Below are 25,021 nucleotides of genomic sequence, written 5' to 3' on the forward strand. Positions count from 1 at the left end.
GAGTAGGTTACAGTGTGAGAGAGCCGACCAGAGAGGTGACGTTCATGCCGCCCAAGAAAGCACCAGCCGTCCGCAAGGTCGCGATCATCGGCGGCAACCGGATCCCCTTCGCGCGGTCGAACGGCCCGTACGCGAAGGCGTCGAACCAGGACATGTTCACCGCCGCGCTCGACGGCCTGGTCAGCCGCTTCTCGCTGCAGGACGAGGTGATCGGCGAGGTCGCGGCCGGCGCCGTGCTCAAGCACTCGAAGGACTTCAACCTGGCCCGCGAAAGCGTGCTCGGCAGCAAGCTCTCGCCCGCGACACCCGCGTCCGACGTGCAGATGGCGTGCGGCACCGGCCTGCAGGCCATCGTCAACGTCGCGAACAAGATCGCGCTCGGCGAGATCGACTCGGCCATCGCCGGCGGCGTCGACACCACCAGCGACGCGCCCCTGGCCGTGAACGAGGACCTGCGCCAGATCCTCATCCGGCTCAACGCCGCGAAGACGCTCGGCGACCGGCTGAAGCTCGTCGCGAAGATCCGCCCCGGGCACATCGTCCCGGCGATCCCGCGCAACTCCGAGCCGCGCACCGGGCTGTCGATGGGCGAGCACGCGGCGCTGACCGCGAAGATCTGGGACGTCACCCGCGAGGCGCAGGACGAGCTGGCCGCCGCCAGCCACCAGCACCTCGCCGCCGCCTACGACCGCGGGTTCTTCGACGACCTCGTGACGCCGTTCCTCAAGCTGGCGCGCGACCAGAACCTGCGCGCGGACTCGACCGCGGAGAAGCTCGCCAAGCTCAAGCCGGCGTTCGGCGGCCCGGGCGGCACGATGACCGCCGGCAACTCGACGCCGCTGACCGACGGCGCGTCGACCGTGCTGCTGGCCACCGAGGAGTGGGCGAAGGCGCACAAGCTGCCGGTGCAGGCCTACCTGACGTTCTCGCAGACCGCGGCCGTCGACTACGTGCACGGCGAGGAAGGCCTGCTGATGGCGCCCGCGTACGCCGTGCCGCGGATGCTCGCGCGCGCCGGGCTTTCGCTGCAGGACTTCGACTACTACGAGATCCACGAGGCGTTCGCGTCGCAGGTGCTGGCCACGCTCAAGGCGTGGGAGGACCCGGCGTTCGCCAAGGAGAAGCTGGAACTGGACGAGCCGCTGGGCTCGATCGACCGGGCGAAGCTGAACGTCAACGGCTCGTCGCTGGCGGCCGGGCACCCGTTCGCCGCGACCGGCGGCCGGATCGTCGCGACGCTGGCGAAGCTGCTGCACGAGAAGGGGTCCGGCCGCGGCCTGATCTCCATCTGCGCGGCGGGCGGCCAGGGCGTCACCGCGATCCTGGAGAAGTAAGGCACACGAAAGGGGCCGTCCCGGTTGGGACGGCCCCTTTTCGCGTTCGTCAGTTGGGGAGGGCCTTCTCGGCCTTCTTCGCCAGCTTCTTGGCGCGCTTCTCGGCCTTGCGGCCCAGCTTCTCGACGCCGTGACCGGCGTCCTTCGCCACGCGACGCGCCCGCCAGCCGACCGACGGCTTGCCCGCGGTGTCGGCGACGGCCAGCATCAGCCCACCGGCCAGGCCGGCGTTCTTCAGGAACTGGATCTGCTGCTTCTTCTTCTCGGCCGGGTCCTGGAGTGTCCAGAAGCTGTGCGCCGCCAGCGTCGTCGGGACCAGGCTGCCGAGCAGCAGAGCGGACGTCAGCCGCGGCGCCTTGCCCGTCGCGAACGCGAGGCCTGCGCCGATCTTCACGGCGGCGTCGATGCGGACGAGCGTGGCCGGGTCGCGCGGCACCTGCTCGGGAATGACGCCTTCGAGCTTGTCGAAGGCGTCCGTGAGGAACGGCTCGGCGGTCTTCGCGTGCGACTGCGTGTTCCGGAGCACGTTGATCCCGCCGTACACGAATGTCGCGGCGATCAGTGGACGAGCCACACGACGGAGTATCACGGTCGTTGCCTTCCTGGTCCGGGCTTCTTCCTGGTCAAACCTACAGCTGGAATGCCCGCTCGGCCCGGCGCCGAACCCTCCTAGCGTTGTCTGGGCGAATATCGTGTCGTTCCTAGAGAACACTAGAAAGCGTTAGCGCTTGACCTTGACGCTGCGTCAACTTCTATCGTCGACGTCATGGAGTGGTCGATCCAGGACATCGCCCGCTCGGCCGGGACCACGAGCCGGACGCTGCGCCACTACGGCGCGGTCGGCCTGCTCGAGCCCAGCCGGATCGGCGGCAACGGCTACCGCTACTACGACGAGCACGCGCTCGTCCGGCTGCAGCGGATCCTGCTGCTGCGCGATCTCGGCCTCGGGCTCCCGGCCATCGCCGAGGTCCTCGACGGGCAACGCGACCGCGCGGCCGCGCTCGAGACCCACCTGGACCTGCTCGAACAGGAGCAGCGGCGGATCGGGCGGCAGATCGCGTCGGTCCGCACGACGCTACGGAAACTGAAGGGAGGTGAACGACTGATGGCAGAAGAAGTGTTCGACGGCTTCGACCACACGCAGTACCAGGAAGAGGTCACCCGGCGCTGGGGCGCTACGGCGTACGCGACGGGGGACCGGTGGTGGAGTTCCCTGTCGGCCGACGAGAAGCAGGCCCACCAGCAGGAGCAGGTGGACGTCTCCACGGCGTTCGGCACGGCCCGCACGGCCGGGCTTTCCCCGGACTCGGCCGAGGTCCAAGCGATCACGGGCCGGCTGCACGCGTGGCTCCGACCGGCGGTTTCGTCGGTGTCCGCGGGCTACTTCGCGGGCCTGGGACAGCTGTACGCGGACGACCCGCGCTACGGGTTCGAAGGCGCGACGGCGGAGTTCGTCCGCGACGCGATGAAGATCTACGCGGAGCGGAACCTGAGCGACTAGCGCTGCGTCGTAGTGCGCGCTGGGGGTAGAGACGAGCAGGGCTGCAGACCTGTTCGTCTCTATGTACCGGCTGGGCGCAGGAGTGTGCGCCGGGTCGTGTCGAGGTGGCTGACCATCTCGTATTCGGCGCGGGTGCCTACTTCGGACAGCTCGCCCTGTCCTTCCATCGAGGACCAGCCGCCTTCGTACCGGACTACGTAAGAACCGTCCGAGATGTAGGTGTCGCTCACCTCCGCGGTCAGGCTCACGCCGACCGGGTAGCGCGCTTTCCGCGCCTGCCACTCGTCTTCGGAGACGCCGTTGTCGAACGGCCCTGCTCGGAATCGCGGATCGAGCGGCCACAAACGGATCTGTTTCGGGCTTCGGGTGAGGACTTCGAAGGTGGTCTTCGTGCCGACGGGCGGCCAGTCCGTCGCTTGCCTCGGCAGGCTCAAGACGTCGACAAATCCTTGCGGCGCACCGCCCAGGTCCACGAACAACCCGATGGCGCCGGGCCTCGGGATGATCGACACGGTGCCGGCCACCACCGCGCCCACGGCCAATTCGGTCACGCCACCCACGGTGCCACATCGTGGTCCTTCCTCGCGGCTTCCGGTCGTGGTTGTCCACAGGTCGTGGCGATTGTGGACAACTGGGCCGGAATCGCGGCGACGGAGCCGGTTCGTCGGTGGGCGGCGATACGCTGGACACGGGGCTGCCCCCCAGGGATGGGTGGGGGACGCCAGTGGGGGCGAAGGGCCGCTCGGGTTCCCGTGAGGCTGTCACTGCTGCTGTTGGCGGGGCCTGCGGAGGGGCCATCAGCGCCGCGGTGTGGGGCCGTCACGCCGACGTGTGGCCCGCGAGCCCGGCTGGTGATCGTTCGGCCATCCGGTCGAACTCCGGCGACACGCGCTAGCTGTCTATGGCCGAATATCGTCCTGGCGCTAGATACGTCGATAGCTTGGCAGAGTGGACCCCATCCGCAACCCCTTCGCGCCGGGCGCCGGGCAACGGCCTCCCGAGCTGGCCGGGCGTGAGCGTGAGCTCAAGGCCTTCGAAGTGGTGCTGGAGCGCGTGGCGCGGGGGCGGCCTGAACGCAGTCTTGTGCTGACCGGGCTGCGTGGGGTCGGGAAGACCGTGCTGCTCGGTGAGCTGCGGGCGATGGCCGTGCGGCACAAGTGGGGGGCCGGGAAGATCGAGGCGCGGCCGGACGCCGAACTGCGGCGGCCGCTCTCCGCCGCGTTGCACCGGGCCATCCGGGATCTCGCCGTGCGGCACCGGGCGCCGGATCGGGTCGAAGAGGTGCTCGGGGTGCTCAAGGCGTTCGCGTTGCGGGCCAACAAGGCCGACGCGAAGCTGCGTGACCGGTGGCAGCCGGGCATCGACGTGCCCGCCGCGCAGGGGCGGGCCGACTCCGGCGACATCGAGATCGACCTCGTGGAGCTGTTCACCGACGTCGCCGAGCTGGCCGCGGACGTCGGCACTGGCGTCGCGCTGCTCATCGACGAGATCCAGGACCTGCAGCCCGACGACGTCTCGGCGCTCTGCGCCGCCTGTCACGAGCTCTCGCAGTCCGGGGCGCCGCTCGTCGTCGTCGGCGCCGGGCTGCCGCACGTGCCCGCAGTGCTCTCGGCGTCCAAGTCCTACTCCGAGCGGCTCTTCCGCTACGCGCGCATCGACCGGCTCGACCGCGCGGACGCCGACTTCGCCGTGATGGCGCCGATCGAGCGTGAGGACGCCAGCATCGAGCCGGAGGCGCTCGACGCGCTCTTCGACGCGTCCGGCGGCTACCCCTACTTCATCCAGGCCTACGGCAAGGCGGCCTGGGACGCGGCGCCGGCCGACCCGATCACGCTCAAGGACGTCCAGGTCGCCGCGCCGGAGGCGGAGTCCGAGCTGGCCGTCGGGTTCTTCGGCTCGCGCTACGAGCGCGCGACGCCGGCCGAGCGCGAGTACCTGCTGGCGATGGCCGAGCTGACCCAGGGCCGCGACGAGGCCGCCGGCACCGCCGACGTCGCCGTCTTCCTGGGGCGGAAGCCGTCGTCGCTGTCGCCGGCGCGTGACAGCCTGATGAAGAAGGGCCTCGTGTTCTCCGCCGAGCGGGGACAGATCGCCTTCACCGTCCCGCACTTCGGGCACTACCTGCTCAGCCGCGACTGACCGCGCCTGACGCTCCTGACCTGGCCGTATCGCGGTCTATGGGCGTCGCTAGCCAAGTATCGGTGAATCACTAGACAGTCGTAGACAACGACAGAGGGGTTGCCTCGTCGTGACCCCCGACACCATGATCTCTTCGGCTCTTTCTCAAATTTGCCGATGATTCATCGGCGAGTGCGCCACATCACCGGACATTCGTTGGCTTCCTTGTGAAAAAAGGTGCATACTAGAGCTACAAGCCACCGAGACCCTCCGAAGGGGATGCAGAAACCGATGAACAACATCGCCGCCAAGCTCCGAGCCCGTCGCGCCGAGGTTCGCACTCGCCGGGCGCTGGACCGGGCGATCGACACCGCTGCCACCGCGACGGTTCGTCAGGAACTCATCGCGATCGCGCAGGCCCGCTCGGGCTACATGCGCTGACCAACTCACCAGTGGCGGTCGCCCATTCGAGTGACCTAGCCCACAAACTGGTGAAGGTGTAACGCCGCGCAAATCCGCGTCGATACCCCCTACGACCCCGTGATGCTGGCGGACCCCCGACCTGGCAGCATCACGGGGTTTCCCATTTCCCCGAAACCTTCTTGCCTGCGCCGCCTCATGGCGTGATCATTGACTCCGTCAACGACTTTGTTGAGGTGGTCAATGAACGACACTGAGCTGGCCGAACGGGTCGCCGCGGTTCGCGCCTTCAACCGGCTGTACACCGGAGTCATCGGCGTGCTGGACGAAGGCCCGGCCGACGCCGAGTACTCCCTCCCCGAAGCCCGGGTGCTCTTCGAGCTGACCCAGCGCGACCCGCTGGCCGTCACCGACCTGCGGAAACGCCTCGACCTCGACGCCGGGTACGCCAGCAGGCTGCTCGCCCGCCTCGAGGGCCGCGGTCTGATCACCCGCGAACGGTCCGACGAGGACGCCCGCCGTCAGCTCGTCCGGCCGACCGCCGCCGGCCGGGACGCCTTCGCGCTGCTCAACCGCCGCTCCACCGAACAGATCGGTGGCCTGCTCCGGCGCTTCGCCGACGAAGACCAGCGGCGCGTGCTGGCCGCCATGCGCACGATCGGCGACGTCGTCGGCGAGCGCCGGCGCGACCCGGCGCTCGTCCTCCGCCCGCCACGACCGGGCGACCTCGGCTGGGTGGTGCAGCGGCACGGCGCGCTCTACGCCCGCGAGTACGGCTTCGACAACCGGTTCGAGGGGCTGGTCGCCCGGATCGTCGCGGACTTCGCCGTGCACGACGACGCGCGCCAGGGCTTCTGGATCGCGGAGCTCGACGGCGAGCGCGTCGGCAGCATCGGCTGCGCCCGCGGCTCCGACGCGGACACCGCGAAGCTGCGGCTGTTGCTGCTGGAGCCGTCGGCCCGGGGTCGCGGCGTCGGCAAGCGGCTGGTGACCGAGTGCGTCGAGTTCGCCAGGGCCCACGGCTACCGCGTGATGGAGCTGTCGACGGTGTCCATCCTCGACGCCGCGCGGGCGCTCTACCGCGCGGCCGGGTTCGAACTCGTCGAAGAAGCGGATTTCGACGGCTGGGGTCCGAAGCTGACCGAGGAGATCTGGCGCCGGGAGTTCTAACGCGGGACGCGGCCGAGCGTGTAGAACTCCGGATTCGGCCGCAACGCCGTCAGGTGCGCGAGCCGGTTCGACATCGCGAACAACGCCGTGATCGCGCCGACGTCCCAGATCTCGTCGTCGGTCAGGCCCGCCTCGCGCGCGGCTTCGAGGTCGCCCTCGCCGAACAGCGCCGAGTCCTGGGCCAGCGCGAGCGCCAGGTCGACGATCGCGCGGCCGCGTTCGTCCAGCTCCACCTGCCACGGGTTGCTCGACACGCGGTCGGCGAGCTCCGGGTCCTTGGCGCGGATGCGCAGGATCGCGCCGTGCGCGACGACGCAGTAGGTGCAGTGGTTGGCGCCCGACGTCGCGACGACGACCAGCTCGCGCTCGGCCTTGCTGAGTCCGTCGGACCGTTCCATCAGCGCGTCGTGGTAGTCGAGGAACGCCCGCAGCTCGGCTGGCCGGTGGCCGAGCGCGCGGAAGATGTTCGGCGTGAACCCGGACTTCTCCGCGATCACGCCGACGCGCTCGCGCAGGTCGTCGGGCAGGTCTTCGAGTTCCGTCACCGGGAACCGGCTCACCGCGTCGCTCATACACTCCACGCTAGTCATGGTTGGCTGTCACCGTGACGGACTACGTCGACGGGTACTGCGAACGGGTCGCGCCCGGGCTCTGGGGTGAGCCGCTCAACAGTCTCAGCAACCTGGCGTTCCTGGTGGCCGCCGTGCTCGTGTGGCGGCTGGCCGCGGGGGACCGCGCCGGGCGGCTGCTGGCCGGGCTGATCGGACTCGTTTTCGCGGCCAGCACAGCGTTTCACCTGCTCGCGACGCGCTGGGCCGGCGTCGCGGATTCGGTGAGCATTCTCGTTTTTGTGCTGGTGTACGTCGTGTTGTTCGCGCGCGTGTTCTACCTGCGGTTCGCCTGGCTCGCCGCACCCGCGTTCCTCGTGCTCACTGTCGTCACGGCGTTGCTCGGCGGCGGGCTCTACCTCTCCGCGCTCATCACGTTCGGCGTCGTCGTCGCGCTTCTCGCCTTCTCGCGCGACGCCTCCTGGACGCACTTCGCTGTGGCGGGCGCGATTTTCGCGCTGTCACTGAGCTTGCGCACGCTCGACCGGGACGTCTGCGACTACGTCCCGGCCGGCTCGCACTTCCTCTGGCACCTGCTCAACGGCGTGGTGCTCTACCTCGTTTCCCGCACGGTGATCCTCAGACGCACCGCTCAGTGAGCCGCGCCGATCGGGCGCAGGTTCTTGTCGTTCTCGTCGGCCAGGTAGTCCGCGGGGTTGGTGTCGTCGGTGCCGTTGAACACCTTCATCTGCCGCGCGATCACCGTGACGATCGCGGCGACCACCAGGTTGGCGATCAACGCGACGAAGCCGACGTAGATCTGCACCAGCGAGCCCGAGAACGGGTGCCAGCCGAAGATCGACAGGTTGCCGAGCGACAACGCCGAACCGCCGAAGTGGAGCTTTCCGTTGGCCGGGTTGGGGATGCCATACAGCATGATCAGGCCCCAGCCGATGCCGACGACCCAGCCCGCGATCAGGCCCCAGCGGTGGAACCAGCGCGTGTACAGCGCGAGCGCGACCGCCGGCAGCGTCTGCAGGATCAGCACGCCGCCGATGAGCTGCAGGTCGATCGAGAACTGCGGGTCGATCAGGATGATCACCGCGACCGCACCCAGCTTCACGACCAGCGAAGCGAGCTTCGCCTGCTTCGCTTCTTCCTGCGGGGTCGCGTTCTTGCGGATGTACTCCTTGTAGATGTTGCGCGTCCACAGGTTCGCCGCGGCGATCGACATGATCGCGGCCGGCACCAGCGCGCCGATGCCGATCGCGGCGAACGCGATGCCGGCGAACCACGACGAGAACTGGTTGTCGAACAGGACCGGGACGATCGTGTTGCCGTCCGGCTTGCCGGTCGCCGCGTTCGTCAGCGGCTTGACGCCCGCCGTGATCGCGACGTACCCGAGCAGCGCCAGCAGGCCCAGCACCAGCGAGTACGCCGGCAGCGCGACCATGTTCTTCTTGATGACGCTGCGGCCGCGCGAGGCCAGCACGCTGGTCAGCGAGTGCGGGTAGAGGAACAGCGCGAGCGCCGAACCCAGGGCCAGCGTCGCGTACTGCAGCTGGTTGTTCGCGTTCAGCAGGATCGACCCGGCCGGCTTGCCGGTGGCCGGGTTCGGCGTGCCGAGCTTCGCCGCCGCCGTGTCGAAGATGTGCGACCAGCCGCCCAGCTTCGAGGGCAGGTAGATGATCGCCACGAGGATGACGATGTAGATCAGGATGTCCTTGACGAACGCGATCAGCGCGGGCGCCCGCAGGCCGGACTGGTAGGTGTAGACCGCCAGGATGATGAAGGCGATCAGCAGCGGCAGGTGCCCGACGATGCCGGAGCCGTTGATGCCCATCGTCCGCAGCACGGCTTCGAGGCCGACCAGCTGCAGCGCGATGTACGGCATGGTCGCGACGATGCCGGTGATGGCGATCAGCAGCGCGAGGATCGGCGAGCCGAAGCGGCCGCGCACGAAGTCGGCCGGGGTGACGTAACCGCGGACCCGCGACACCGACCACATCCGCAGGGCCGGGAGCAGGACGATCGGGTAGACGACGATCGTGTACGGCAGCGCGTAGAGGCCGAGCGCGCCGGCGCTGAACACCAGCGCGGGCACCGCGACGAACGTGTACGCCGTGTAGAGGTCACCGCCGAGCAGGAACCAGGTGACCCACGAGCCGAACTTGCGGCCGCCGAGGCCCCATTCGTCCAGGTGGTCCAGCCCGCCGCCGCGCTGCCAGCGCGCGGCCATGAACCCGAGCACGGTGACCAGCAGGAACAGGACCGTGAAGATGATCAGTTCCGGCCACTGCAGGTTGCTCATCGAGCGTCCCCCTCGTCCAGGTCGTCGACGCTCAGCTTGTCCGGGGCGTCACCGGCCGGCTTCTCCCGCGTCATCAGGTAGACGATCCACGTGCTGAGGACGCCGACCACGACGAAGAGGAACTGGAACCAGTAGAAGAACGGCATCCCGAACAGCCGCGGACCGTCCATGTTGAACAGTGGCGTGACCAGGACCAGCAGCGGGACGATCAAGAGCAGGTACCACGGGTTGAAGGGCTTCCCGCGCACCTTCCCGTCGTCGTGCTTCACAGTCGACATCGGACCTCACCTAACACTCCCGTAACCGACCGCCTGACCTTAGAACCTGGCTGACGGGACGTCACGTCTGTCCGATATCGATTTGATCGCCGCGTACCGCGTTGCCGGCCAACACCCCGACCAACGTCGGTTGCCCCGTCGTTACCCGCCCTATATCAATAGCGCGACTCCACTTGAAGAAAATCCAAAGGGGCAACCGTATGACACGACTCCGCTACGCGGTGGTGATCCCGGCGATCGCCGGCACCCTGCTGGCCGGGTTCACGCCTGCGTTCGCAGGTCAGGAGGCCGCGGCGGCCAAGCTGCCGCGGAACTCCACGAACATCCCGGTGCAGTACGCGAACCAGAAGCTGGACTGGCACAAGTGCGCAGTCCCCTCCGAGCTGCCGACGGCCCCGCCCGCGGGCGCCGAGGACATGGAGTGCGCGACCTACAAGACGCCGCGCAACTGGTACCAGGCGAACGCCCAGATCGACCTGACCATCGCCGTCAGCCGCCTGAAGGCGACCGGCGACGCGACGGCCAGCGTCGTCACCAACCCCGGCGGCCCCGGCGCGCCCGGCCGGAACTTCCCGGCGCGGCTGCGCAACCAGCCGAAGCTGCGGGAGCACCAGGAGATCGTCGGGTTCGACCCGCGCGGCACCGGCAAGAGCACGAACATCACGTGCGGCGGCGCCATCGGCACCGGCTCGGACCTGGACCCGCGTGACCGCGACCGCGCGAACCTGAACCTGATCCTGCAGGCGACGAAGTACGCCGCGCAGTCGTGCCAGGTGAAGTCCGGCGAGCTCGGCCCGCTGATCAACACCGACCAGACGGTCAAGGACATCGACCTGCTGCGCGTGCTGCTCGGCCGCGACAAGATCAACTGGGTCGGCTACTCCGCGGGCACCTGGATGGGCGCGCACTACGCCCAGGCCTACCCCGCGCGCACCGGCCGGTTCGTGCTCGACTCCTCGACGGAGTTCACGACGACCTGGCAGAAGTCGTTCGACTGGCAGCCGCTCGGCTTCGAGCGCCGCTTCCGGTCCGACTTCCTCCCGTGGGTGGCGAAGTACGACAAGCTCTACCACTTCGGCACCACCGGCGAGGCGGCCCGCCAGACCTACGAGCAGGTCCGCTACGCCCTGACTCAGGGCGCGGTCACCCTGCCCGACGGTTCGAGCGTGTCGGCCAACGGCCTGGACGCCTTCATCGCGTCGCAGATCTACTCGAAGCGCGCCTTCCCGGCGCTGGCCGACTACCTGGTCAGCGTCCGCACGCTGACCCAGGGCGGCGCTTCGGCGCAGGCCAAGGCCGCGGCCGCGCAGAAGGTCAAGGCCGGCGACACGAGTACCACCACCTTCGGCCCGCAGCCGCTGATGGTGCCGAGCGACGGCGACTCGTACGACGCCAGCTTCTGGAGCATCCCCTGCAACGAGGGTCCGTGGACCGGCACGACGAACAGTGCCATCAAGGACTCGCAGAAGCTGATCGACAAGCAGCAGCCGCTGCTGGGCGCCGGCTGGTTCATCCAGCCGTGCCTGTTCTGGAAGAAGACCCCGGCGCCCCTGCCCGTGCTGGACGGCAAGGGTGTCCCGCCGGTGCTGATCGTCGAGTCGGAGCACGACCCGGCGACGCCGATCGAGGGCGCGCGCCGCGCGCACAAGGCGTTCGCGGGTTCGCGGATGCTGACGATCACCGGCGAGGGTGACCACGGGATCTACGCCGGCGGCAACGCGGGTGTGGACAAGGTCGTGGAGGCCTACCTGGTCGACGGTGTTGTGCCGAACGACCAGAGCCTGCCCGGTGTGGCACTTCCGGTGCCTCCGGGCGCCTGACGCCACCAGGTGTTGTGGAAGCCCCGCCGAACTCCGGTTCGGCGGGGCTTTTCCACACCTGTGCACAGAGTTGTCCACAGGCAGTGGATAACTACTGGTATTAGAATTGGTTTCATGGTGCGAGTACCGCTGACGGAGGAAGAGCGCGAGCGAGGCGAACGCCTCGGTCAGGCGCTGCGGACGGCACGGGCCGGCCGGAGCATGGTCGACGTCGCGGGGGAAGCCGGCATCTCGGTCGAGACGCTCCGCAAGATCGAGACCGGCCGCATCCCGACGCCGGCGTTCTTCACGGTCACGGCCATCGCGGACGCCGTCGGCCTGCCGCTGGACGAGCTGCGCGCGGCCGTCGCGCCGGCCGCGTCACCACCGCTTTCGCAGGCCAGCTAGGTGCAGTTGGCCCGGCTCCCTTCGCCTAGCTCTGGCGTAGTTGCGTCAGGATGTGGTCGCGGTCGTTGAGGAACGCGCAGCCCGCTACCGGCAGGTCGTAGCTGTTCAGCAGCTTCTCGAAGTCCGACAGCTCGTCGGCCGAGAACTTCAGGTCCACCTTGGCCGCGTGCGCGGCCAGGACGTCCGCCAGCTCTTCCCACTCGCCTGACCACAGCAGCGTGCGGTAGTGCGTGAAGTCCTCGGGGGAGAGCCGGTCGCCGAGCATCGTGAGCACGCTGTCGGCGAAGAAGCTGATGCGGTTCTCCTTGAGGTCGGCGACCGTCGGGTTCGCCGGGTCGCGGGCCGCGTCCGGGTTGCGGGTCACGCCGGGGCCCGCCACCGGGTAGGCCGTGTGCACGTAGCCGTTCTCCTCGACCAGCACGACGATGTGCACGTTGAACCGCTCGCCGGCACACCGCCAACGGCCGTTCCGCTGCTGCCGCCGGGCCTCGCTCGGGTCGTTCGCGACGTCCTTCACCACCGAGATGATGTGCTCGTCGTTCCAGCCCGGCGGGAACTCGCTGGTCGCCCGGCGCCCCACCCCTGACGCGTGTCCGCCACCCATGACTGCTCCATTCGTCGCATCGAGGGTAGGTCAAATGCGCAAGGAAAGCAGCACGATCCCGATAACCTGCAGGTCGAGCCCGCGGAAGAGCTGGCGGACGAGGTTCGCGGGCATCGGGCCCATGGGGGTGTCCACGAACGCCGGGTTGCCGTAGTCGACGGCCTTGCGGGTGACCGTGCGCAGGATCGAAAGCACCGACAGCGGCACCGCGAGCCACGCCGGCCCGGCGAACGACGTCCCGGCCGCCAGCGTGACGCCGTACAGCACCACCGCCCACAGCAGGCCGACGCCGGCGAGCACCAGGCCGTTCGCCAGCACCAGGTCGCGGTCCGGGGAGCCCAGCCAGCGGCGACGTCCCGGGTTGCGCCACAGCTCGCCGAGCCCGGCGCTGAACGGCGTCAACGCGAGGTACGCGCCGAGGCCGACGAGGACCGGGCCCGGCAGCGTCGGCAGCGCGATGTGCGCGACCACGATCGCGAAGCCGACCAGCACGGCCGCGCCCGCGTACTTGGTCCGGCCGACGATTTCCGCCACGGCCAGCCGCAGCGGCGTCGGGCGGCGCACGGAGATCCGCCCGACCGGCGCCGACGGCGGGAGCAGCATCATCGGGTCGAGAAAGGTGACGGCGACCGAGCGCAGCACCCGGCCCTCCCAGCCGGCGAGCAGCGCCGACCGGCCCGCGCGCGTCACCGGCTCGCCGCCGAACGCCAGCGGCAGGGCCGCGACGACCACGCCGGCCGCGACGAACTCCACCGTGGCGGCGCCGAGGTGGAACGCGGCGATCGCCAGCCCGAGCACCGCCAGCACCAGCGGGCCGGCCGCGTCGAACCACAACGCCGTCCGACGCGCCGTCACGTACGCGATCACGGCGGTCGCCGCGACGACGGCGATCCCCGCGCGCCACTCGTCGAGCCCGCCGCCGCCGACCGCGAGCAGCAGCGCGGCCAGGTAACCGGTCACCGCCACGACGCCGGTCCACGCGCCGAGCAGCCGCAGCGCGACCACGCGGCCGCGGTCCACAGGGGCGAAGTCCAGCCAGGTCAGTTCGGCCGGCTCGACCCAGGCGAACCCGCGGCGCAGCAGGCCGCGCCAGCCGACCGCGCAGCACAGCGTCAGCAGGCCGAGGACGGCCGGGAAGTCCACTCGCGACGAGCCGTAGACCGCCGGGCGCCAGCCGTCGACGTGGAAGAACGCCGTGAAGAGGAACCCGAAGCCGAACAGGAAGACGAACGACGCCGTGTCGCCGCTGAAGATCCCGCCGAAGCGCTTGCGGCCCGGGATCTTCATCCGCCGCGGCGCGACGGTCACCACAGTTCGAGCACGCTGTCCGCGGCCTCCAGCAGCGGCGGGTGGTGGGTGGCCACCACGACCGCCGCGCCGGCCGCCGTCGACCGGGCGATCACCTCGACCAGCCACTCCTTGCCCGCGGTGTCCAGCGCGCGCTCCGGCTCGTCGAGCAGCAGGACGCGGTGCGGCCGCGCGGTGACGCCGAGCAGCAGCAACCGACGGCGCTGGCCGGCGGAGAAGTGCCCGGACGTGACGTGCATGCGTTCACCGAGGCCCGCGTCGCGCAGCAGGTCCTGGTGGTCGCCGAGGTCGGCGCCGAACGTGCCGGAGAGCAGGTCGAGGTGCTGCAACGGGGTCAGCTCGGCGAAGAAGTCGGAGTCGTCGAACAGCACCGACACCTTCCGCCGGAACTCGACGTCCCGCTCGTCGGGCAGCTTGCCGTCCACCAGCACACGCCCCCGCTGCGGCCGTTGCATGCCGTAGAAGCAGCGCATCAACGTCGACTTGCCGACACCGTTCGGCCCGACGATCGCGGCGACCTCACCGGCGTCGACGCTGAAGTCGAGGTCGTCGAACAGCCAGATGTCGCCGGCGCGGACGCCGATCCCCTTCGCGTCGATCATCGGAGCGCTTCGAGGACCGGGGCGAACTGGGCCATGTTGTGCTCCAGGACGGTGAAGTAGGTCAGGCCGAACCGCTCGCGGTGCGCGTGGAGCTGCTCGGCGACCTCGGCGGGCGGGCCGACCAGCGCGGTCGGGACTCTGGCGAGCTGCTCGGCGCTCAGCACGCCGTGCGTCAGCTTCGCGAGGTCCTCGAGCGCGCCCGCGCGGTCTTCGGTGATCTTCACGAAGTGGCAGAGCAGGTTGAACTCCACGGCCCGGTCGCCGAGCTTCGACCGGACGAACTCGACGCGCTCCCCGATGTCCTCGGCACTCGCCGGGACCAGCGCGCCGGCGTCCGGCGACTTGGCCGTGCCGGTGAAGCCGATGATGTCGGCGTGCTCGGCGGCGAGGGTCAGGATCCGGTCGCCGCGGCCGCCGAGCAGCAGCGGCGGGCCTTCCGGACGCGCCGGCGCGGGCTTGTGCTCCGGGTCGGCGTAGGACCGCTTGAGTTCGAGGATCGTGCGTTCGAGGTGGTCGACGCGCTCGCGGGCGGACGGGAACGGCAGCCCGGCGGCCTCGAACTCCTGCTTGACGTACCCCGCGCCGAGCCCCAGCTCCAGGCGGCCGTCGGTGAACCGGTCGGTGCCCGTGACGTCGCGGGCGAGCAGCACCGGGTTGTAGAACGGCGTGTTGAGCACGTAGGTGTTGAGCTTGACGCGCGAAGTGACCTCGCCGGCGAGCACGAGCGCCGGGAACGGCGGCGCCAACCCGAGGTGGTCGGCCGCGGACACGACGTCGAAGCCGAAGTCCTCGGCCTGGCGGCACTTCCCGACCCACGCGGCGCGACTGTCCGGCACGACCATGTTCACGCCGAAGCGGAAGTCCCCAGTCATAGGGACACGGTACTCAGCGGAGCTTTTCGATCACCGGGGCCAGCCTGGTCAGGTCGTCCTCGATCACCGTGAAGTAGCTGATGCCGAGCGTCTCGCGCGTGCGCAGCAGTTGCTCGGCCGCCGCTTCCGCCGAGCCGATGAGGACGGTAGGCAGCTCGCCCAGCTCGTCGGCGCCGAGGTGCGGCACGAGCCGGTGGGCCTCTTCGAGCGCCGTCTGCCGGTCGTCGGTGATCCGGACGAGGTGGACCATCAGGTTGAGCTCGGTGTCACGACCGCCGAGCGCCCGCTTCACGAAGTCGACGCGCTCGGCGACCGCGGCGGGACCGGCCAGGGCCAGCCGTCCCTCGGCCGCGCCGGGCGCGGTGCCGGTGAAGGCGATGGTGTCGGCGTGCTCGGCGGCGAACTCCAGCATCCGGTCGCCGCGGCCGCCGAGCAGCAGCGGCGGCCGGGGGCGACCCGCGTACGCACGCTCGATCTCGGCGACCACGCGCTTCAGCCGCGCGAACCGCTGTCCGGGTGTGCCCCACTCGATCCCGGCGGCCTCGAACTCCGCGCGGACGTACCCCGCGCCGATCCCGATCTCGAGGCGACCGCCGGTGAACTCGTCGAGCCCGGTGAGGTCGCGGGCCAGCAGCACGGGGTTGTGGAAGCTCGCGTTGAGCACGTAGGTGTTCAGCTTGACGCGCTCGGTCGCTTCGGCCGCCAGCAGCAGCGCCGGCACCGGCGCGACCCGCCCGAGGTGGTCGACCACGCCGACGACGTCGTAACCGAGGTCCTCGGCCTGGCGGCACTTCGCCACCCACCCGGCCCGTGAGCCGGGCGTCACCAGTGCCACCCCGAAGCGGAACGGTCTCATGGCGCGAACCTACCTGGGATCTTTCGGGGGGTCCGGGTGGCGGAGCCCCCGGCCCGGGGCGAAGCCCCGGTGACAGCAGAGAAGGGGACGTCCACACGGGACGTCCCCTTCTCGGCAGAGAGACTCAGGCGAGGCGCTGGGCCAGCGCGTCGAGCTCGTCACGCAGCGACGTCGGCACGGTGTCGCCGATCTTGTCGAACCACTCCTCGATCAGCGGCAGCTCCGCGCGCCACTCCTCGGGCTTGACGTCGAGGGCGGCCTGGATGTCCTCGAGCGACTCGGTGAGGCCCTCGGTGTCGAGGTCCTCGGCGCGCGGCACGAAGCCGATCGGCGTCTCGACCGCGTTGCCCTTGCCCTCGACGCGGTCGACGACCCACTTCAGGATGCGCGAGTTCTCACCGAACCCCGGCCACAGGAAGCGGCCGTCGTCGCCGCGGCGGAACCAGTTGACGTAGAAGATCTTCGGCAGCTTGTTCGCGTCGGCGTTCTTGCCCAACGTCAGCCAGTGCTTGAAGTAGTCGGCGGCGTGGTAGCCGAGGAACGGCAGCATCGCCATCGGGTCGCGGCGCACGTTGCCGACCGCGCCGGCGGCCGCGGCCGTCGTCTCCGACGACATGGTGGCGCCCATGAAGACGCCGTGCTGCCAGTCGCGGGCCTCGTTGACCAGCGGCACCGTGGTCTTGCGGCGGCCGCCGAACAGGATCGCCGAGATCGGCACGCCCTTGGGGTCGTCCCACTCGTCGGCGAGGATCGGGCACTGCGACATCGGCGTGCAGTAGCGCGAGTTCGGGTGCGCGGCCTTCTCGCTCGATTCCGGCGTCCACTCCTGGCCCTTCCAGGAGGTGGCGTGCTCGGGCTGGTTCTCCATGCCCTCCCACCAGATGTCGCCGTCGTCGGTCAGGGCGACGTTCGTGAAGACCGTGTTGCCCTGCTCGATGGTGCGCATGGCGTTCGGGTTGGTGTGCCAGTCGGTGCCCGGCGCGACGCCGAAGAAGCCGAACTCCGGGTTGACCGCGTAGAGCCGGCCGTCTTCGCCGAAGCGCATCCAGGCGATGTCGTCACCGAGGGTCTCGGCGCGCCAGCCCGGGATGGTCGGCTGCAGCATCGCGAGGTTGGTCTTGCCGCAGGCGCTCGGGAACGCCGCCGCGACGTAGTGGACCTTGTCCTCGGGGGAGATCAGCTTGAGGATCAGCATGTGCTCGGCGAGCCAGCCCTCGTCGCGCGCCATCACCGAGGCGATGCGCAGCGAGTAGCACTTCTTGCCGAGCAGCGAGTTGCCGCCGTAACCCGAGCCGTAGCTCCAGATCGCGCGCTCCTCCGGGAAGTGCGAAATGTACTTCGTTTCGTTGCACGGCCAGGAAGAGTCCTTCTGACCGGGCTCGAGCGGCGCGCCGACGGAGTGCAGCGCGGGCACGAATTCGCGCTCGCTGCCGTCCGGCCCGACGAACTTGTCGAGGGCGGCGCGGCCGGCGCGGGTCATCACGCGCATCGAGGCGACAACGTAGGCGAAATCGGTGATTTCGATACCCAGCTTGGGATTCTCGTCGGCGAGCGGGCCCATGCAGAAGGGGATGACGTACATCGTGCGGCCGCGCATCGAGCCCCGGAAGAGCTCGGTCATGGTGGCCTTCATCTCGGCCGGGTCGGTCCAGTTGTTGGTGGGACCGGCGTCCTCGGGACGCTCCGAACAGATGAAGGTCCGGTCCTCGACGCGGGCGACGTCGTTGGGGTCGGAGGTGGCCCAGAAGGAGTTCGGCTTCGACTTGAGCTGCACGAACGTGCCGGCTTCGACGAGCTCCTGGTTGATCCGGGCGGCTTCTTCGTCAGACCCGTCGACCCACACCACGCGGTCCGGGGTGGTCAGTTCGGCGACCTCCCGGACGAAGGACAGCACGCCGGTGTGCGTCGTCGGCGCGGTGTCCAGTCCGGGGATGGCGACTGCGGTCATCTCTGCTCCTGACTTCCGACGACAAATGAGCCCGCTCGGAACGGCTGTGTTCCGGAGCGGGCTGCGTTGCCGGCGACCGAATGGCTTCGCACACCGGCTGGCGAAGCCGGTGTGCGTTTTTTGGGATTCCCCGAGAGTAGCCGCATGACCGGCAGGTAACCGAGAGCTGACGTGTACGTTCTCTCACAAGAACGATAAGGGAATCGATTCAGACGTCACCGGATCGGTGCATTCGCAGTAAATCTTGCGGTGGGCGGCCTCACACCCGTGACCTGCTTGTTTTCATTTGCGACATGAAAAAAGCCCGGCGCGCGTGCGCCGGGCTTTCAAACTGTGACCTGGGTAACGTTTCAGTTGGGCGAGATCCACTGCCCGGTGCCGGAGTCGATGTGCGCGACGCCCTCGAGCGTCTGCGTGCCGGCGCCGCCCCACTCGGCGTCACCCGCGGGGTCGCCGATCTGCTGGTCGCTGCCCGAATCCAGCAGTCCACTGGAGACCTCGGTCCACTGGCCGGGGCCGCTGTGCTCGAACGTCGTGGACGTGCCGTCGGCGTCGACCTGCACCGCGATGTCCGCTTCGCCGTCGCCGTCCTTGTCGGTGAAGGCGATGGTGCCGCCGCTCTTCGTCTCGACGACGGCGGTGTCGTTGTGTCCGTCGTGGTCGGTGTCGATGGTCGCCGCCCCCGCGTCGACCTCACCGTCCGGCATGTCCGCGTGGATGTGGCCGCCGGAGCTGTCCTCGTGGCCGGTGCCGGAGTCGGAGTCGTCGTGGCCCCCGCCTTCCGACTGGATCCACTCGCCGCTGGCCTCGTCGTAGACGGCCTGCTCGACGACGTGTCCCGTCTCGTCGAGGACGGCGTACTGGTCGGCTTGGCCGTCGTGGTTCGTGTCGATGAAGGCCTGGGCCGTGCCGTCGTCGTGTTCGACGATCGCGGTGTCGTTGACGCCGTCGTCGTTCACGTCGTAGTTGACCTCGGCCTGGTACTCCTGGCCGTCGACGTGCACGGTCATCGCCTCGGCACCACTGGCGTCGGTGTCGCTGCCGCCACTCTCGTCGACCCACATGGGACTTCCCCCTTCGAACCGGGTAACGCCGTTCTCCGACCTGCTGTCTGAGGGTATGACTCACCGTAGGCCGGTTCGGTTCCCCACCACAACCGGACGCGCGCTCAGGCCGGCTTGTCCCGCAATGCCCGGATCCGGGTCAGGAACGCTTCGGCCCGGTCACGGCCGTCGCTGACTTCTTTCAGCCGCTTCGAGACGATCGCGATCTTCTTCGCCCGTTCCTGGGCGCCCATCTTGATCGTCTTGTCGACTTCCTTCAGCTCGGCCTCGATCGCGTCGATGCGCCGGCCGAGGGCCTCGTCCAGGGCCATCGACAGCTGCTGCTCGGCCTCGATGAGCTGCTCGGCGACGAGCTGGTCGAGCGTCGAGCGGGCGTCCGCGATGGCTTCGACGAGCCACTGCTTCATGTGCTGCTTGTCGGCCGCGTGCTTGCGCGTGCGGGCCATCCACCAGCCCGCGCCGAGGCCGATGATGATCGTCACCGGCAGCACCACCGGGTTGAGGATCGCGACGCCGGCCAGCGGCAGCGCGGCCACCTTGCCCGCACCGACGCCGCCCGAGATGCCCATGAAGACGAGCAGTTTGTCCTCGGCCGTCGGCGGTTTCTTGTCCGGCGGGCGCAGCACGACCGGCGGCCCGCCGGCGCGCGCGAACTGCGCGCGGATGACGTCCAGTTCCTCCGGCGAGAACAGCTCCGACAGCGAGACGTTCGTGACCTGGTTGAGCCGCTGGGAAAGCAGCATCGAGATCCGCTGCGACGTCGTCTGCAGCGCGATGTCGACCTGCTGCGGCAACGCGGTCAGCTCGTCGCGCTTCGCGGCATCGATCAGCTGCCGGAAGTGGGTCTGCGCGTCCCGCATCTGGCGGCTGCTCTCGTGCAGCACCTCGACGCGGGTGCGCTGCACCTCGCCCCGCAGCTTCAGCTGCCAGCCGCGGGTCGACGTCCGGCGTTCGGCCTGCAGCTGGTCACGGCGTTCGCGCAGCTGCTCGGCCTCGGCCTCGCCCGCCGACAGCGCCCGGCTCTCGGCCTGCAGCTTCGCCTTGAGCACGGCGAGCGCGCTGGACAACGCGCGCAGCGTGTTGGCCTCGCCGAGCATCGCCGAGCGGCCGACCAGCAGCTCCTGCAACGCCGTCTGGACGCTTGCGATGCCGGACTTCTCCCGCAGCATCGCGGCCATCTGCTCGTTGGGCGCCTTCGCGGCCGTCTCGAACATCCGCGGCGACACCGCGTGGAACACGGCGTCGGCGAAGCGGGGCGCGTGCTCGGCCAGCAGCTGCCGGTCGGCCGCCAGCACCTCGCGCCAGCCGCGGAACATGTCCACCTTGGTCAGCGCGAACACCACGGTTTCGACGCGCTCGCCGACGTCGCGCAGGAACTGCAGCTCGGTCGAGGTGAACGGCGCGGACGCGTCGACGACGAACAGCAGCGCCGTCGCGCCCGCGGCGGCCTCCTTGGCCAGCTCGCCGTGCATCGAGTCGAGCCCGCCGACGCCGGGGGTGTCGACCAGCGAAAGCCGTTCGAGCAGCGGCACCGGGCCGGTGACCTCGACGTAGCGCGGCGGGATCTGGCCCGGCGGCAGCTCGTGCGCGGCCGACACCCAGTTGATCAGCTGGCCGAGGTCGATCGGCACCGGTGCCAGCTGGCCGGGGTAGCAGGCCTGCGCGCCCCAGGTCTCCGCGTGGTCGAACACGAGGTAGGTGGCGGTGGCGACGTCGGCGTCCACAGGGGACAGTCCCGGTCGCGCGAGCAGGGCGTTGACCAGGGAGCTCTTGCCGCGGTTCGTCTCGCCGACGACCACGACGGCCGGCTTCTTCGGCCGCGCCTTCCGGATGGCGTCGACCCACCTGGCGGCGTCGGGGTCGGCGTCGCGGACGACGGTCAGCAGCTGGTCACGGGCCGCCTGGACCTGCGCGGGCAGGCTCGGCGCGGTGGGTGCGCTCACGGGGTCTTCTTCGCGTAGACGATGACGATCGGGGCACGCAGCAGGCGGTCGTGGTCGGCGAAGCCGGTGACCTCGGTTTCCGCGACGACGCCGTCCAGCGACGGGTCTTCGGTCGGCAGCGCGCCGCCGGCTTCGTGCCGGGCCGGGTCGAACCGCTCGCCGTCGGGCCGCAGGGCCTGGACGCCGATCGCGGCCAGCCCCTCTTCGAGCCGTTCGACAACACCGCCGCTGCGGGCGCGATCCAGTGCGTACAAGCACATCTGGATCAAGGCCTGGCGATCGGCGAGTGCGTGCTCTAGGTCGATCGGGGAGGTGATGACCGGCTGCAAGGGGTGCACATCGGTGTCCGACGCCGGCTTCGCGCCGTCGGTTCCCTTCTCCGCGTCGGCCTCTTCGATGATCTGCGCGATGCTCAGCGCCGGGATCTGGCCGGTGGGCGTCTCGTCGGCATCCACCACGCCGTCCTTCCGAAACCACGCCACCCGCACCACCCCGTCCGGCTCACCGCAGATTCCACCAGTTTGGAGCACTCAGACGCCATCCGGGGGCGAAACCGGGCGAAGGAACCGGATCAAGATCGTCCGGAGGACCGCGAGTTCGGCCGCGGTGTCGACGTCGGGGTCGAACGCCGCCCGCGTGATCAGCGCGTCGGCGAGGGCGGCGACCCAGCCCGCCGCGGCGTGCGGCGGGACGCCGGGGTCGATCAGCCCGGCGGCCACGGCCCGCTCGATCAAGACGGCGAGGCCGTCGGCCAGCGCGCGTTCGTTGCGCCGGATCAGCGCGGCGAACTCGTCGTCGCGCGCGGCCTGCGCGGCGGCCTCGAGCACCAGCCGGGCGATGGCGGGGTGCGCGACCTCGGCGGCCAGCGCGAGCGCGACGTCGAGCAGCGCGGTCCACGGGTCGGCCGCCTCGGCCGCCGCGGCGAGCCGTTCGGCCGTGTCGCGCGCGTCTTCCTCGAAGATCGCGGTGAACACCGCGCGCTTGGTGGGGAAGTAGTGGAAGAGGCTGCCGGAGCTGATGCCCGCGGCGCGGCAGATGTCCGCGGTCGTCGTCCGCTCCAGGCCCTTCTCGGCGAAGCACCCGGCGGCGGCGTCGACGATCGCCCGGCGCTTGGCCGCGTGCTTCGCGGGGTCGACCGTCCTCATCGCTCGGCCGGCGGTTCGTCGAGCCAGGGGTAGCCGTGTTCGGCGAACGCCCTGGCCAGCTCGGGCCCGCCGAGGTCGGTCTTCTCCCGGGCGATCTCCCGGCCGTCGACGGTGTGCAGGACGAGCTCCTTGCCGTCGAGGTAGACGGCGTCCAGCTCGGCTTCGATGCGCCGTGTCTTCTCACCGCGGACCAGCGTGACGCGGGCCGGCGAGACCGTGACGACCAGCCGGTCGTGCGCCCAGATCACCGCGAACGCGAACCCGAGCACCAGGCCGCCGGCGACGGCGGCGAGCGTCGCCCACGGCTGCGGCAGCTTCGTGAGCACCTTGAACACACCCTGGAACGGGAAGGCCGGCAGGCCGGTGACCCACGCGGCGATGGCCCACACCCCGACGCCCAGCGCGGCGCCCGCCAGCGGGCAGCCGACCCAGGACCCGGTGCGCAGCCACGACGGCTCGTCGACGGTCGTCTCCATGCCGTCCATTATCAGACCGCGCGCTCGGTTTATGAAAGCCGGGGGTCAGACCAGCTCGTTGATGACCTCGCGGAGCTTGGCCTCCAGCCCCGGGCCGTCCTCGGCGAACCGGGACGAGACCAGCAGCTGGTCGTCGGCCGTGCGCAGGCAGATCGAGCCGGCCACGGAGATCTCGATGACGTTCAGCCGGAACGGGTACGCGCGCCGCCCCTGCCGGACCTCGGCCTCCCGCACGAGCTGACCGAGCCGCTCGCCGGCGACGATCTGGCGCCGGTAGAAGCCGGGTGCCCACGGGGTCGTGCCCGACGGCTCGCCCGCCCCGCGCAGCGCCGGGCCGCGCGCGTTGGCGAAGTGCCGGGACGCGGCCGGGGCGAAGTACTCGATCGCCTGGCGCATCGCCGAATCGTGGGCGAGCGCGGGCCTGCCGTAGCGGTTGCGCGGGCTGCGCGGGTCCGGGTCCACCCGGCCGCGCAGGAACGCGAGGAGGTCGTTCCACCAGTCCGCCCACTGCTCCTGGACGGCGGCGCGGTCGATCTCCGGCGGGACGTGCACCGGGACTTGCGGCTCCACCGGCGGCAGGACCTGTCCTTCGGAAACGGACAGCGCCAAGGCGTCACGGATGTACAGCGCGACGTCGATCTCCGTCTCGCTGCTCCAGCCCGCTCGCCAGGATGTCGTGTTCTCCAGCTGCACGCTTTCCACAGTACGCGGAAAAGCCGCTTCTCCAGGAGAAGTCGGCAAGGTGAAACAAGCGTCAGGCCTGTGGCTCGCGCACCTGCTGCCAGATCAGGAAATATGCACGGTGCACCACGTGCGCAACGCGGCTCTGCGCGGGCGTCGCGCCGAACGACGCGAAGGACCGCCACCAGCCCGCGCGCTCCAGCGCGTGCGCGGCCAGCTCCGGCCGGGGCGCGCCCGGCTTGCCGAGCTGGGCGCCGATGTCGGCGTTGCTGCCCACCCGCAGCACCTCTTCGGAGAGGTCTTCGGGCATGTCGACGGCGCCGGAGGCGACCAGCGTCAGCGCTTCGAGCAGCCGCAGCTGGTGGGCCTCGGGCTTGGCGAGCAGCACCTCGATGGCGTCGTGCACGCGCTGGCGCTCGGCCGGGTCGCCGGAGGCGTGCGCGAGCGCGGTGACCGACGCGAGCGCCGCGGCCGCCTTGATCCCGTCGGCGCGGGCGGCGAACACGATCGACAGCCGCTGCCGCACGGCTTCCAGGCCGGACGCGTCCAGCAGGGACCGCCGGAGCGCGCCCGCCGTGATCTCCGGTTCCTTGCGGATGACGTCGACGGCGTGCGAGACGCCGAACAGGTCGAGCTTCTCCAGCAGGCGCAGCCGGGTGCCGGCCGGGACGTCGCACTCCCAGCTGGTGAAGATGTCGGCCGAGATCAGCATGGTCTGCAGGACGTCGTCGTCGAGGTCGGCCAGCGCCCGCAGCGCCTCGGCGTCGGCGGAGGTGAAGCCGCCCGACTCGGCGGACTCCGCGATCAGCCCGATCACCGGCAGCACGTCGGCGACGCGCGGCTTGAGCGTCGAGGCCTGCTTCTCCGAGAGGATCGTCGCGGCCTTCCAGATGTCGCCGTCGGAGCCCTCGACCGACTCGGGCGCGATGGTGTCGGCCTTGTTCAGCACGGCGATGGCGTTGACCGGGCCGGCCTCGCGGCTCGCGGTGGCCGCGGTGAACGCGGCGAGCGCCTGCTGGTCGTCGGCGCGGACGCCCTGGGTGACGACGTAGAGGACGGCCTCGGCGCCGGCGACGGCGTTGCGCGAGGTGTCGTCGAGGTCGTCGGAGCCCTCTTCGTCGTCGTCTTTGCGGTGCTTCGCGGCGCCGAGGAGCAGCTCGGTGCGCGACACCGACGCGGCGTCGAGCGAGCCGAGGCCGGGGGTGTCGATCACCGTCATGCCCTGCAGGACGGCGTTGGTCAGGTAGGCCTCGATGTGCGAGACCTTGGTGATGTCGACGCCCAGCTCGGCCGGGATCATCCCGTCCGAGGCGAACGGGAGCACCTGCTTGCGGCCGTCGGTGAAGACGATCTCGACGCGGTCCACCGTGCCGTACTGGAAGCGGGTCACCAGCCGGGTGCACTCGCCGATGTCGGTCGGCGCGACCCGGCGCCCGATCAGCGCGTTGACCAGCGTCGACTTGCCCGACTTGATCCGCCCGGCGACGGCCACCTGCAGCGGCGCGCCGAGCCGGCGCAGCACCTCGGCGAACCCGGCCGACGTCCGCGCGGACACCTGCGACTGCAGGCGGTGGCACAGGTTGGCCACGGACATCGACAGCGGACCGGCGAGCCGGCCCTGCTCCGGTGACGTCA

The 25,021-nt window shown here is 70.1% G+C and carries 26 protein-coding genes; 8 read left to right on the plus strand and 18 right to left on the minus strand.

Features of this window, described 5'->3' with window-relative positions; all coding sequences use genetic code 11:
* The first annotated feature begins 44 nt into the window (after positions 1-44).
* Positions 45-1,334: an acetyl-CoA C-acetyltransferase gene (locus OG439_RS37705; RefSeq protein ID WP_326945327.1), complete on the plus strand. Its 1,290-nt coding sequence runs from the start codon at positions 45-47 to the stop codon at positions 1,332-1,334.
* A gap of 49 nt (positions 1,335-1,383) precedes the next feature.
* Here OG439_RS37705 and OG439_RS37710 read toward each other — a convergent pair whose 3' ends face one another.
* Positions 1,384-1,923 (minus strand): DoxX family protein, encoded by a 540-nt coding sequence (locus tag OG439_RS37710; protein ID WP_326945328.1) that lies wholly within the window; start codon positions 1,921-1,923, stop codon positions 1,384-1,386.
* Between the two features lie 177 nt (positions 1,924-2,100).
* On the opposite strand from OG439_RS37710, the gene OG439_RS37715 reads away from it, so the two are divergent.
* Entirely contained in the window at positions 2,101-2,835 is a 735-nt protein-coding gene (locus OG439_RS37715; protein WP_326945329.1) for a MerR family transcriptional regulator, read from the plus strand.
* Positions 2,836-2,894: 59 nt separating this feature from the next.
* Here OG439_RS37715 and OG439_RS37720 read toward each other — a convergent pair whose 3' ends face one another.
* Positions 2,895-3,395 (minus strand): hypothetical protein, encoded by a 501-nt coding sequence (locus OG439_RS37720; protein WP_326945330.1) that lies wholly within the window; start codon positions 3,393-3,395, stop codon positions 2,895-2,897.
* A gap of 388 nt (positions 3,396-3,783) precedes the next feature.
* On the opposite strand from OG439_RS37720, the gene OG439_RS37725 reads away from it, so the two are divergent.
* The 3 genes from OG439_RS37725 to OG439_RS37735 all read left to right on the plus strand — a co-directional run bounded on the left by OG439_RS37725 (position 3,784) and on the right by OG439_RS37735 (position 6,543).
* The gene (locus tag OG439_RS37725; RefSeq protein ID WP_247059488.1) at positions 3,784-4,974 is read left to right on the plus strand and encodes an ATP-binding protein; all 1,191 of its coding nucleotides are present in this window, start codon (positions 3,784-3,786) and stop codon (positions 4,972-4,974) included.
* Positions 4,975-5,244: 270 nt separating this feature from the next.
* Positions 5,245-5,394, plus strand: a complete 150-nt coding sequence (locus OG439_RS37730; protein WP_247059489.1) for a hypothetical protein — start codon at positions 5,245-5,247, stop codon at positions 5,392-5,394.
* 222 nt (positions 5,395-5,616) lie between these two features.
* The gene (locus OG439_RS37735) at positions 5,617-6,543 is read left to right on the plus strand and encodes a bifunctional helix-turn-helix transcriptional regulator/GNAT family N-acetyltransferase (protein ID WP_326945331.1); all 927 of its coding nucleotides are present in this window, start codon (positions 5,617-5,619) and stop codon (positions 6,541-6,543) included.
* On the opposite strand, the gene OG439_RS37740 is transcribed toward OG439_RS37735, so the two are convergent.
* Positions 6,540-7,115 (minus strand): peroxidase-related enzyme, encoded by a 576-nt coding sequence (locus OG439_RS37740; protein ID WP_326945332.1) that lies wholly within the window; start codon positions 7,113-7,115, stop codon positions 6,540-6,542. The genes OG439_RS37735 and OG439_RS37740 overlap by 4 nt on opposite strands.
* A 32-nt stretch (positions 7,116-7,147) precedes the next feature.
* On the opposite strand from OG439_RS37740, the gene OG439_RS37745 reads away from it, so the two are divergent.
* Positions 7,148-7,750 carry a hypothetical protein gene (locus OG439_RS37745; protein ID WP_326951717.1) on the plus strand — a complete coding sequence of 201 codons (603 nt, stop codon included), beginning with the start codon at positions 7,148-7,150 and terminating at the stop codon, positions 7,748-7,750.
* Here OG439_RS37745 and mctP read toward each other — a convergent pair.
* Positions 7,744-9,402, minus strand: coding sequence for a monocarboxylate uptake permease MctP (gene mctP, locus OG439_RS37750; protein WP_326945333.1), 1,659 nt, complete (start codon positions 9,400-9,402; stop codon positions 7,744-7,746). The two genes, OG439_RS37745 and mctP, sit on opposite strands and share 7 nt — an antisense overlap.
* Positions 9,399-9,680 (minus strand): DUF3311 domain-containing protein, encoded by a 282-nt coding sequence (locus OG439_RS37755; RefSeq protein WP_326945334.1) that lies wholly within the window; start codon positions 9,678-9,680, stop codon positions 9,399-9,401. The genes mctP and OG439_RS37755 overlap by 4 nt, the downstream gene beginning before the upstream one ends.
* A 200-nt stretch (positions 9,681-9,880) precedes the next feature.
* Between OG439_RS37755 and OG439_RS37760 the strand changes: the two genes are divergently transcribed.
* Both OG439_RS37760 and OG439_RS37765 read left to right on the plus strand, forming a co-directional pair.
* Positions 9,881-11,500, plus strand: a complete 1,620-nt coding sequence (locus OG439_RS37760; protein ID WP_326945335.1) for an alpha/beta hydrolase — start codon at positions 9,881-9,883, stop codon at positions 11,498-11,500.
* 114 nt (positions 11,501-11,614) lie between these two features.
* Positions 11,615-11,887, plus strand: a complete 273-nt coding sequence (locus tag OG439_RS37765) for a helix-turn-helix domain-containing protein (protein WP_326945336.1) — start codon at positions 11,615-11,617, stop codon at positions 11,885-11,887.
* A gap of 25 nt (positions 11,888-11,912) precedes the next feature.
* Here OG439_RS37765 and OG439_RS37770 read toward each other — a convergent pair whose 3' ends face one another.
* The 13 genes from OG439_RS37770 to OG439_RS37830 all read right to left on the minus strand — a co-directional run bounded on the left by OG439_RS37770 (position 11,913) and on the right by OG439_RS37830 (position 24,980).
* Positions 11,913-12,491, minus strand: coding sequence for an EndoU domain-containing protein (locus OG439_RS37770; RefSeq protein WP_326945337.1), 579 nt, complete (start codon positions 12,489-12,491; stop codon positions 11,913-11,915).
* Between the two features lie 30 nt (positions 12,492-12,521).
* Positions 12,522-13,802, minus strand: a complete 1,281-nt coding sequence (locus tag OG439_RS37775) for a hypothetical protein (RefSeq protein WP_326945338.1) — start codon at positions 13,800-13,802, stop codon at positions 12,522-12,524.
* Complete coding sequence (locus OG439_RS37780; protein WP_247059500.1) at positions 13,796-14,401, minus strand: ABC transporter ATP-binding protein; 606 nt, start codon at positions 14,399-14,401, stop codon at positions 13,796-13,798. The genes OG439_RS37775 and OG439_RS37780 overlap by 7 nt, the downstream gene beginning before the upstream one ends.
* A complete protein-coding gene (locus tag OG439_RS37785; RefSeq protein ID WP_326945339.1) occupies positions 14,398-15,273 on the minus strand; it encodes a TIGR03621 family F420-dependent LLM class oxidoreductase in 876 nt (291 codons plus the stop codon). The genes OG439_RS37780 and OG439_RS37785 overlap by 4 nt, the downstream gene beginning before the upstream one ends.
* Before the next feature lie 13 nt (positions 15,274-15,286).
* Positions 15,287-16,129 carry a TIGR03621 family F420-dependent LLM class oxidoreductase gene (locus OG439_RS37790; protein ID WP_326945340.1) on the minus strand — a complete coding sequence of 281 codons (843 nt, stop codon included), beginning with the start codon at positions 16,127-16,129 and terminating at the stop codon, positions 15,287-15,289.
* Positions 16,130-16,253: 124 nt separating this feature from the next.
* The gene (locus OG439_RS37795) at positions 16,254-18,077 is read right to left on the minus strand and encodes a phosphoenolpyruvate carboxykinase (GTP) (RefSeq protein ID WP_326945341.1); all 1,824 of its coding nucleotides are present in this window, start codon (positions 18,075-18,077) and stop codon (positions 16,254-16,256) included.
* A 350-nt stretch (positions 18,078-18,427) separates the two neighbouring features.
* Entirely contained in the window at positions 18,428-19,141 is a 714-nt protein-coding gene (locus tag OG439_RS37800; RefSeq protein WP_326945342.1) for a hypothetical protein, read from the minus strand.
* Between the two features lie 104 nt (positions 19,142-19,245).
* Complete coding sequence (locus OG439_RS37805; protein WP_326945343.1) at positions 19,246-21,084, minus strand: dynamin family protein; 1,839 nt, start codon at positions 21,082-21,084, stop codon at positions 19,246-19,248.
* On the minus strand, positions 21,081-21,422 hold the full coding sequence (locus OG439_RS37810; protein WP_442788314.1) for a nucleotide exchange factor GrpE: 342 nt from the start codon (positions 21,420-21,422) through the stop codon (positions 21,081-21,083). The genes OG439_RS37805 and OG439_RS37810 overlap by 4 nt, the downstream gene beginning before the upstream one ends.
* A gap of 192 nt (positions 21,423-21,614) precedes the next feature.
* A complete protein-coding gene (locus OG439_RS37815) occupies positions 21,615-22,229 on the minus strand; it encodes a TetR/AcrR family transcriptional regulator (RefSeq protein WP_326945345.1) in 615 nt (204 codons plus the stop codon).
* On the minus strand, positions 22,226-22,705 hold the full coding sequence (locus OG439_RS37820) for a YqeB family protein (RefSeq protein WP_326945346.1): 480 nt from the start codon (positions 22,703-22,705) through the stop codon (positions 22,226-22,228). Before OG439_RS37820 ends, OG439_RS37815 begins: the two co-directional genes overlap by 4 nt.
* Before the next feature lie 45 nt (positions 22,706-22,750).
* A complete protein-coding gene (locus OG439_RS37825; protein ID WP_326945347.1) occupies positions 22,751-23,398 on the minus strand; it encodes a hypothetical protein in 648 nt (215 codons plus the stop codon).
* Positions 23,399-23,459: 61 nt separating this feature from the next.
* The gene (locus tag OG439_RS37830; protein ID WP_247063822.1) at positions 23,460-24,980 is read right to left on the minus strand and encodes a dynamin family protein; all 1,521 of its coding nucleotides are present in this window, start codon (positions 24,978-24,980) and stop codon (positions 23,460-23,462) included.
* Positions 24,981-25,021: the final 41 nt, after the last annotated feature.

Source organism: Amycolatopsis sp. NBC_01307 (genome assembly GCF_035975215.1).
Lineage (GTDB): Bacteria > Actinomycetota > Actinomycetes > Mycobacteriales > Pseudonocardiaceae > Amycolatopsis.

Bases quoted from the DNA above. Each gene is read 5' to 3' on its own strand.
- OG439_RS37705 (WP_326945327.1), top strand. From the start codon at position 45: ATGCCGCCCAAGAAAGCACCAGCCGTCCGCAAGGTCGCGATCATCGGC.
- OG439_RS37715 (WP_326945329.1), top strand. From the start codon at position 2,101: ATGGAGTGGTCGATCCAGGACATCGCCCGCTCGGCCGGGACCACGAGC.
- OG439_RS37730 (WP_247059489.1), top strand. From the start codon at position 5,245: ATGAACAACATCGCCGCCAAGCTCCGAGCCCGTCGCGCCGAGGTTCGC.
- OG439_RS37735 (WP_326945331.1), top strand. From the start codon at position 5,617: ATGAACGACACTGAGCTGGCCGAACGGGTCGCCGCGGTTCGCGCCTTC.
- OG439_RS37740 (WP_326945332.1), bottom strand. From the start codon at position 7,115: ATGAGCGACGCGGTGAGCCGGTTCCCGGTGACGGAACTCGAAGACCTG.
- mctP (WP_326945333.1), bottom strand. From the start codon at position 9,402: ATGAGCAACCTGCAGTGGCCGGAACTGATCATCTTCACGGTCCTGTTC.
- OG439_RS37755 (WP_326945334.1), bottom strand. From the start codon at position 9,680: ATGTCGACTGTGAAGCACGACGACGGGAAGGTGCGCGGGAAGCCCTTC.
- OG439_RS37760 (WP_326945335.1), top strand. From the start codon at position 9,881: ATGACACGACTCCGCTACGCGGTGGTGATCCCGGCGATCGCCGGCACC.
- OG439_RS37765 (WP_326945336.1), top strand. From the start codon at position 11,615: ATGGTGCGAGTACCGCTGACGGAGGAAGAGCGCGAGCGAGGCGAACGC.
- OG439_RS37770 (WP_326945337.1), bottom strand. From the start codon at position 12,491: ATGGGTGGCGGACACGCGTCAGGGGTGGGGCGCCGGGCGACCAGCGAG.
- OG439_RS37780 (WP_247059500.1), bottom strand. From the start codon at position 14,401: ATGATCGACGCGAAGGGGATCGGCGTCCGCGCCGGCGACATCTGGCTG.
- OG439_RS37785 (WP_326945339.1), bottom strand. From the start codon at position 15,273: ATGACTGGGGACTTCCGCTTCGGCGTGAACATGGTCGTGCCGGACAGT.
- OG439_RS37790 (WP_326945340.1), bottom strand. From the start codon at position 16,129: ATGAGACCGTTCCGCTTCGGGGTGGCACTGGTGACGCCCGGCTCACGG.
- OG439_RS37795 (WP_326945341.1), bottom strand. From the start codon at position 18,077: ATGACCGCAGTCGCCATCCCCGGACTGGACACCGCGCCGACGACGCAC.
- OG439_RS37800 (WP_326945342.1), bottom strand. From the start codon at position 19,141: ATGTGGGTCGACGAGAGTGGCGGCAGCGACACCGACGCCAGTGGTGCC.
- OG439_RS37815 (WP_326945345.1), bottom strand. From the start codon at position 22,229: ATGAGGACGGTCGACCCCGCGAAGCACGCGGCCAAGCGCCGGGCGATC.
- OG439_RS37820 (WP_326945346.1), bottom strand. From the start codon at position 22,705: ATGGAGACGACCGTCGACGAGCCGTCGTGGCTGCGCACCGGGTCCTGG.
- OG439_RS37830 (WP_247063822.1), bottom strand. From the start codon at position 24,980: ATGTCCGTGGCCAACCTGTGCCACCGCCTGCAGTCGCAGGTGTCCGCG.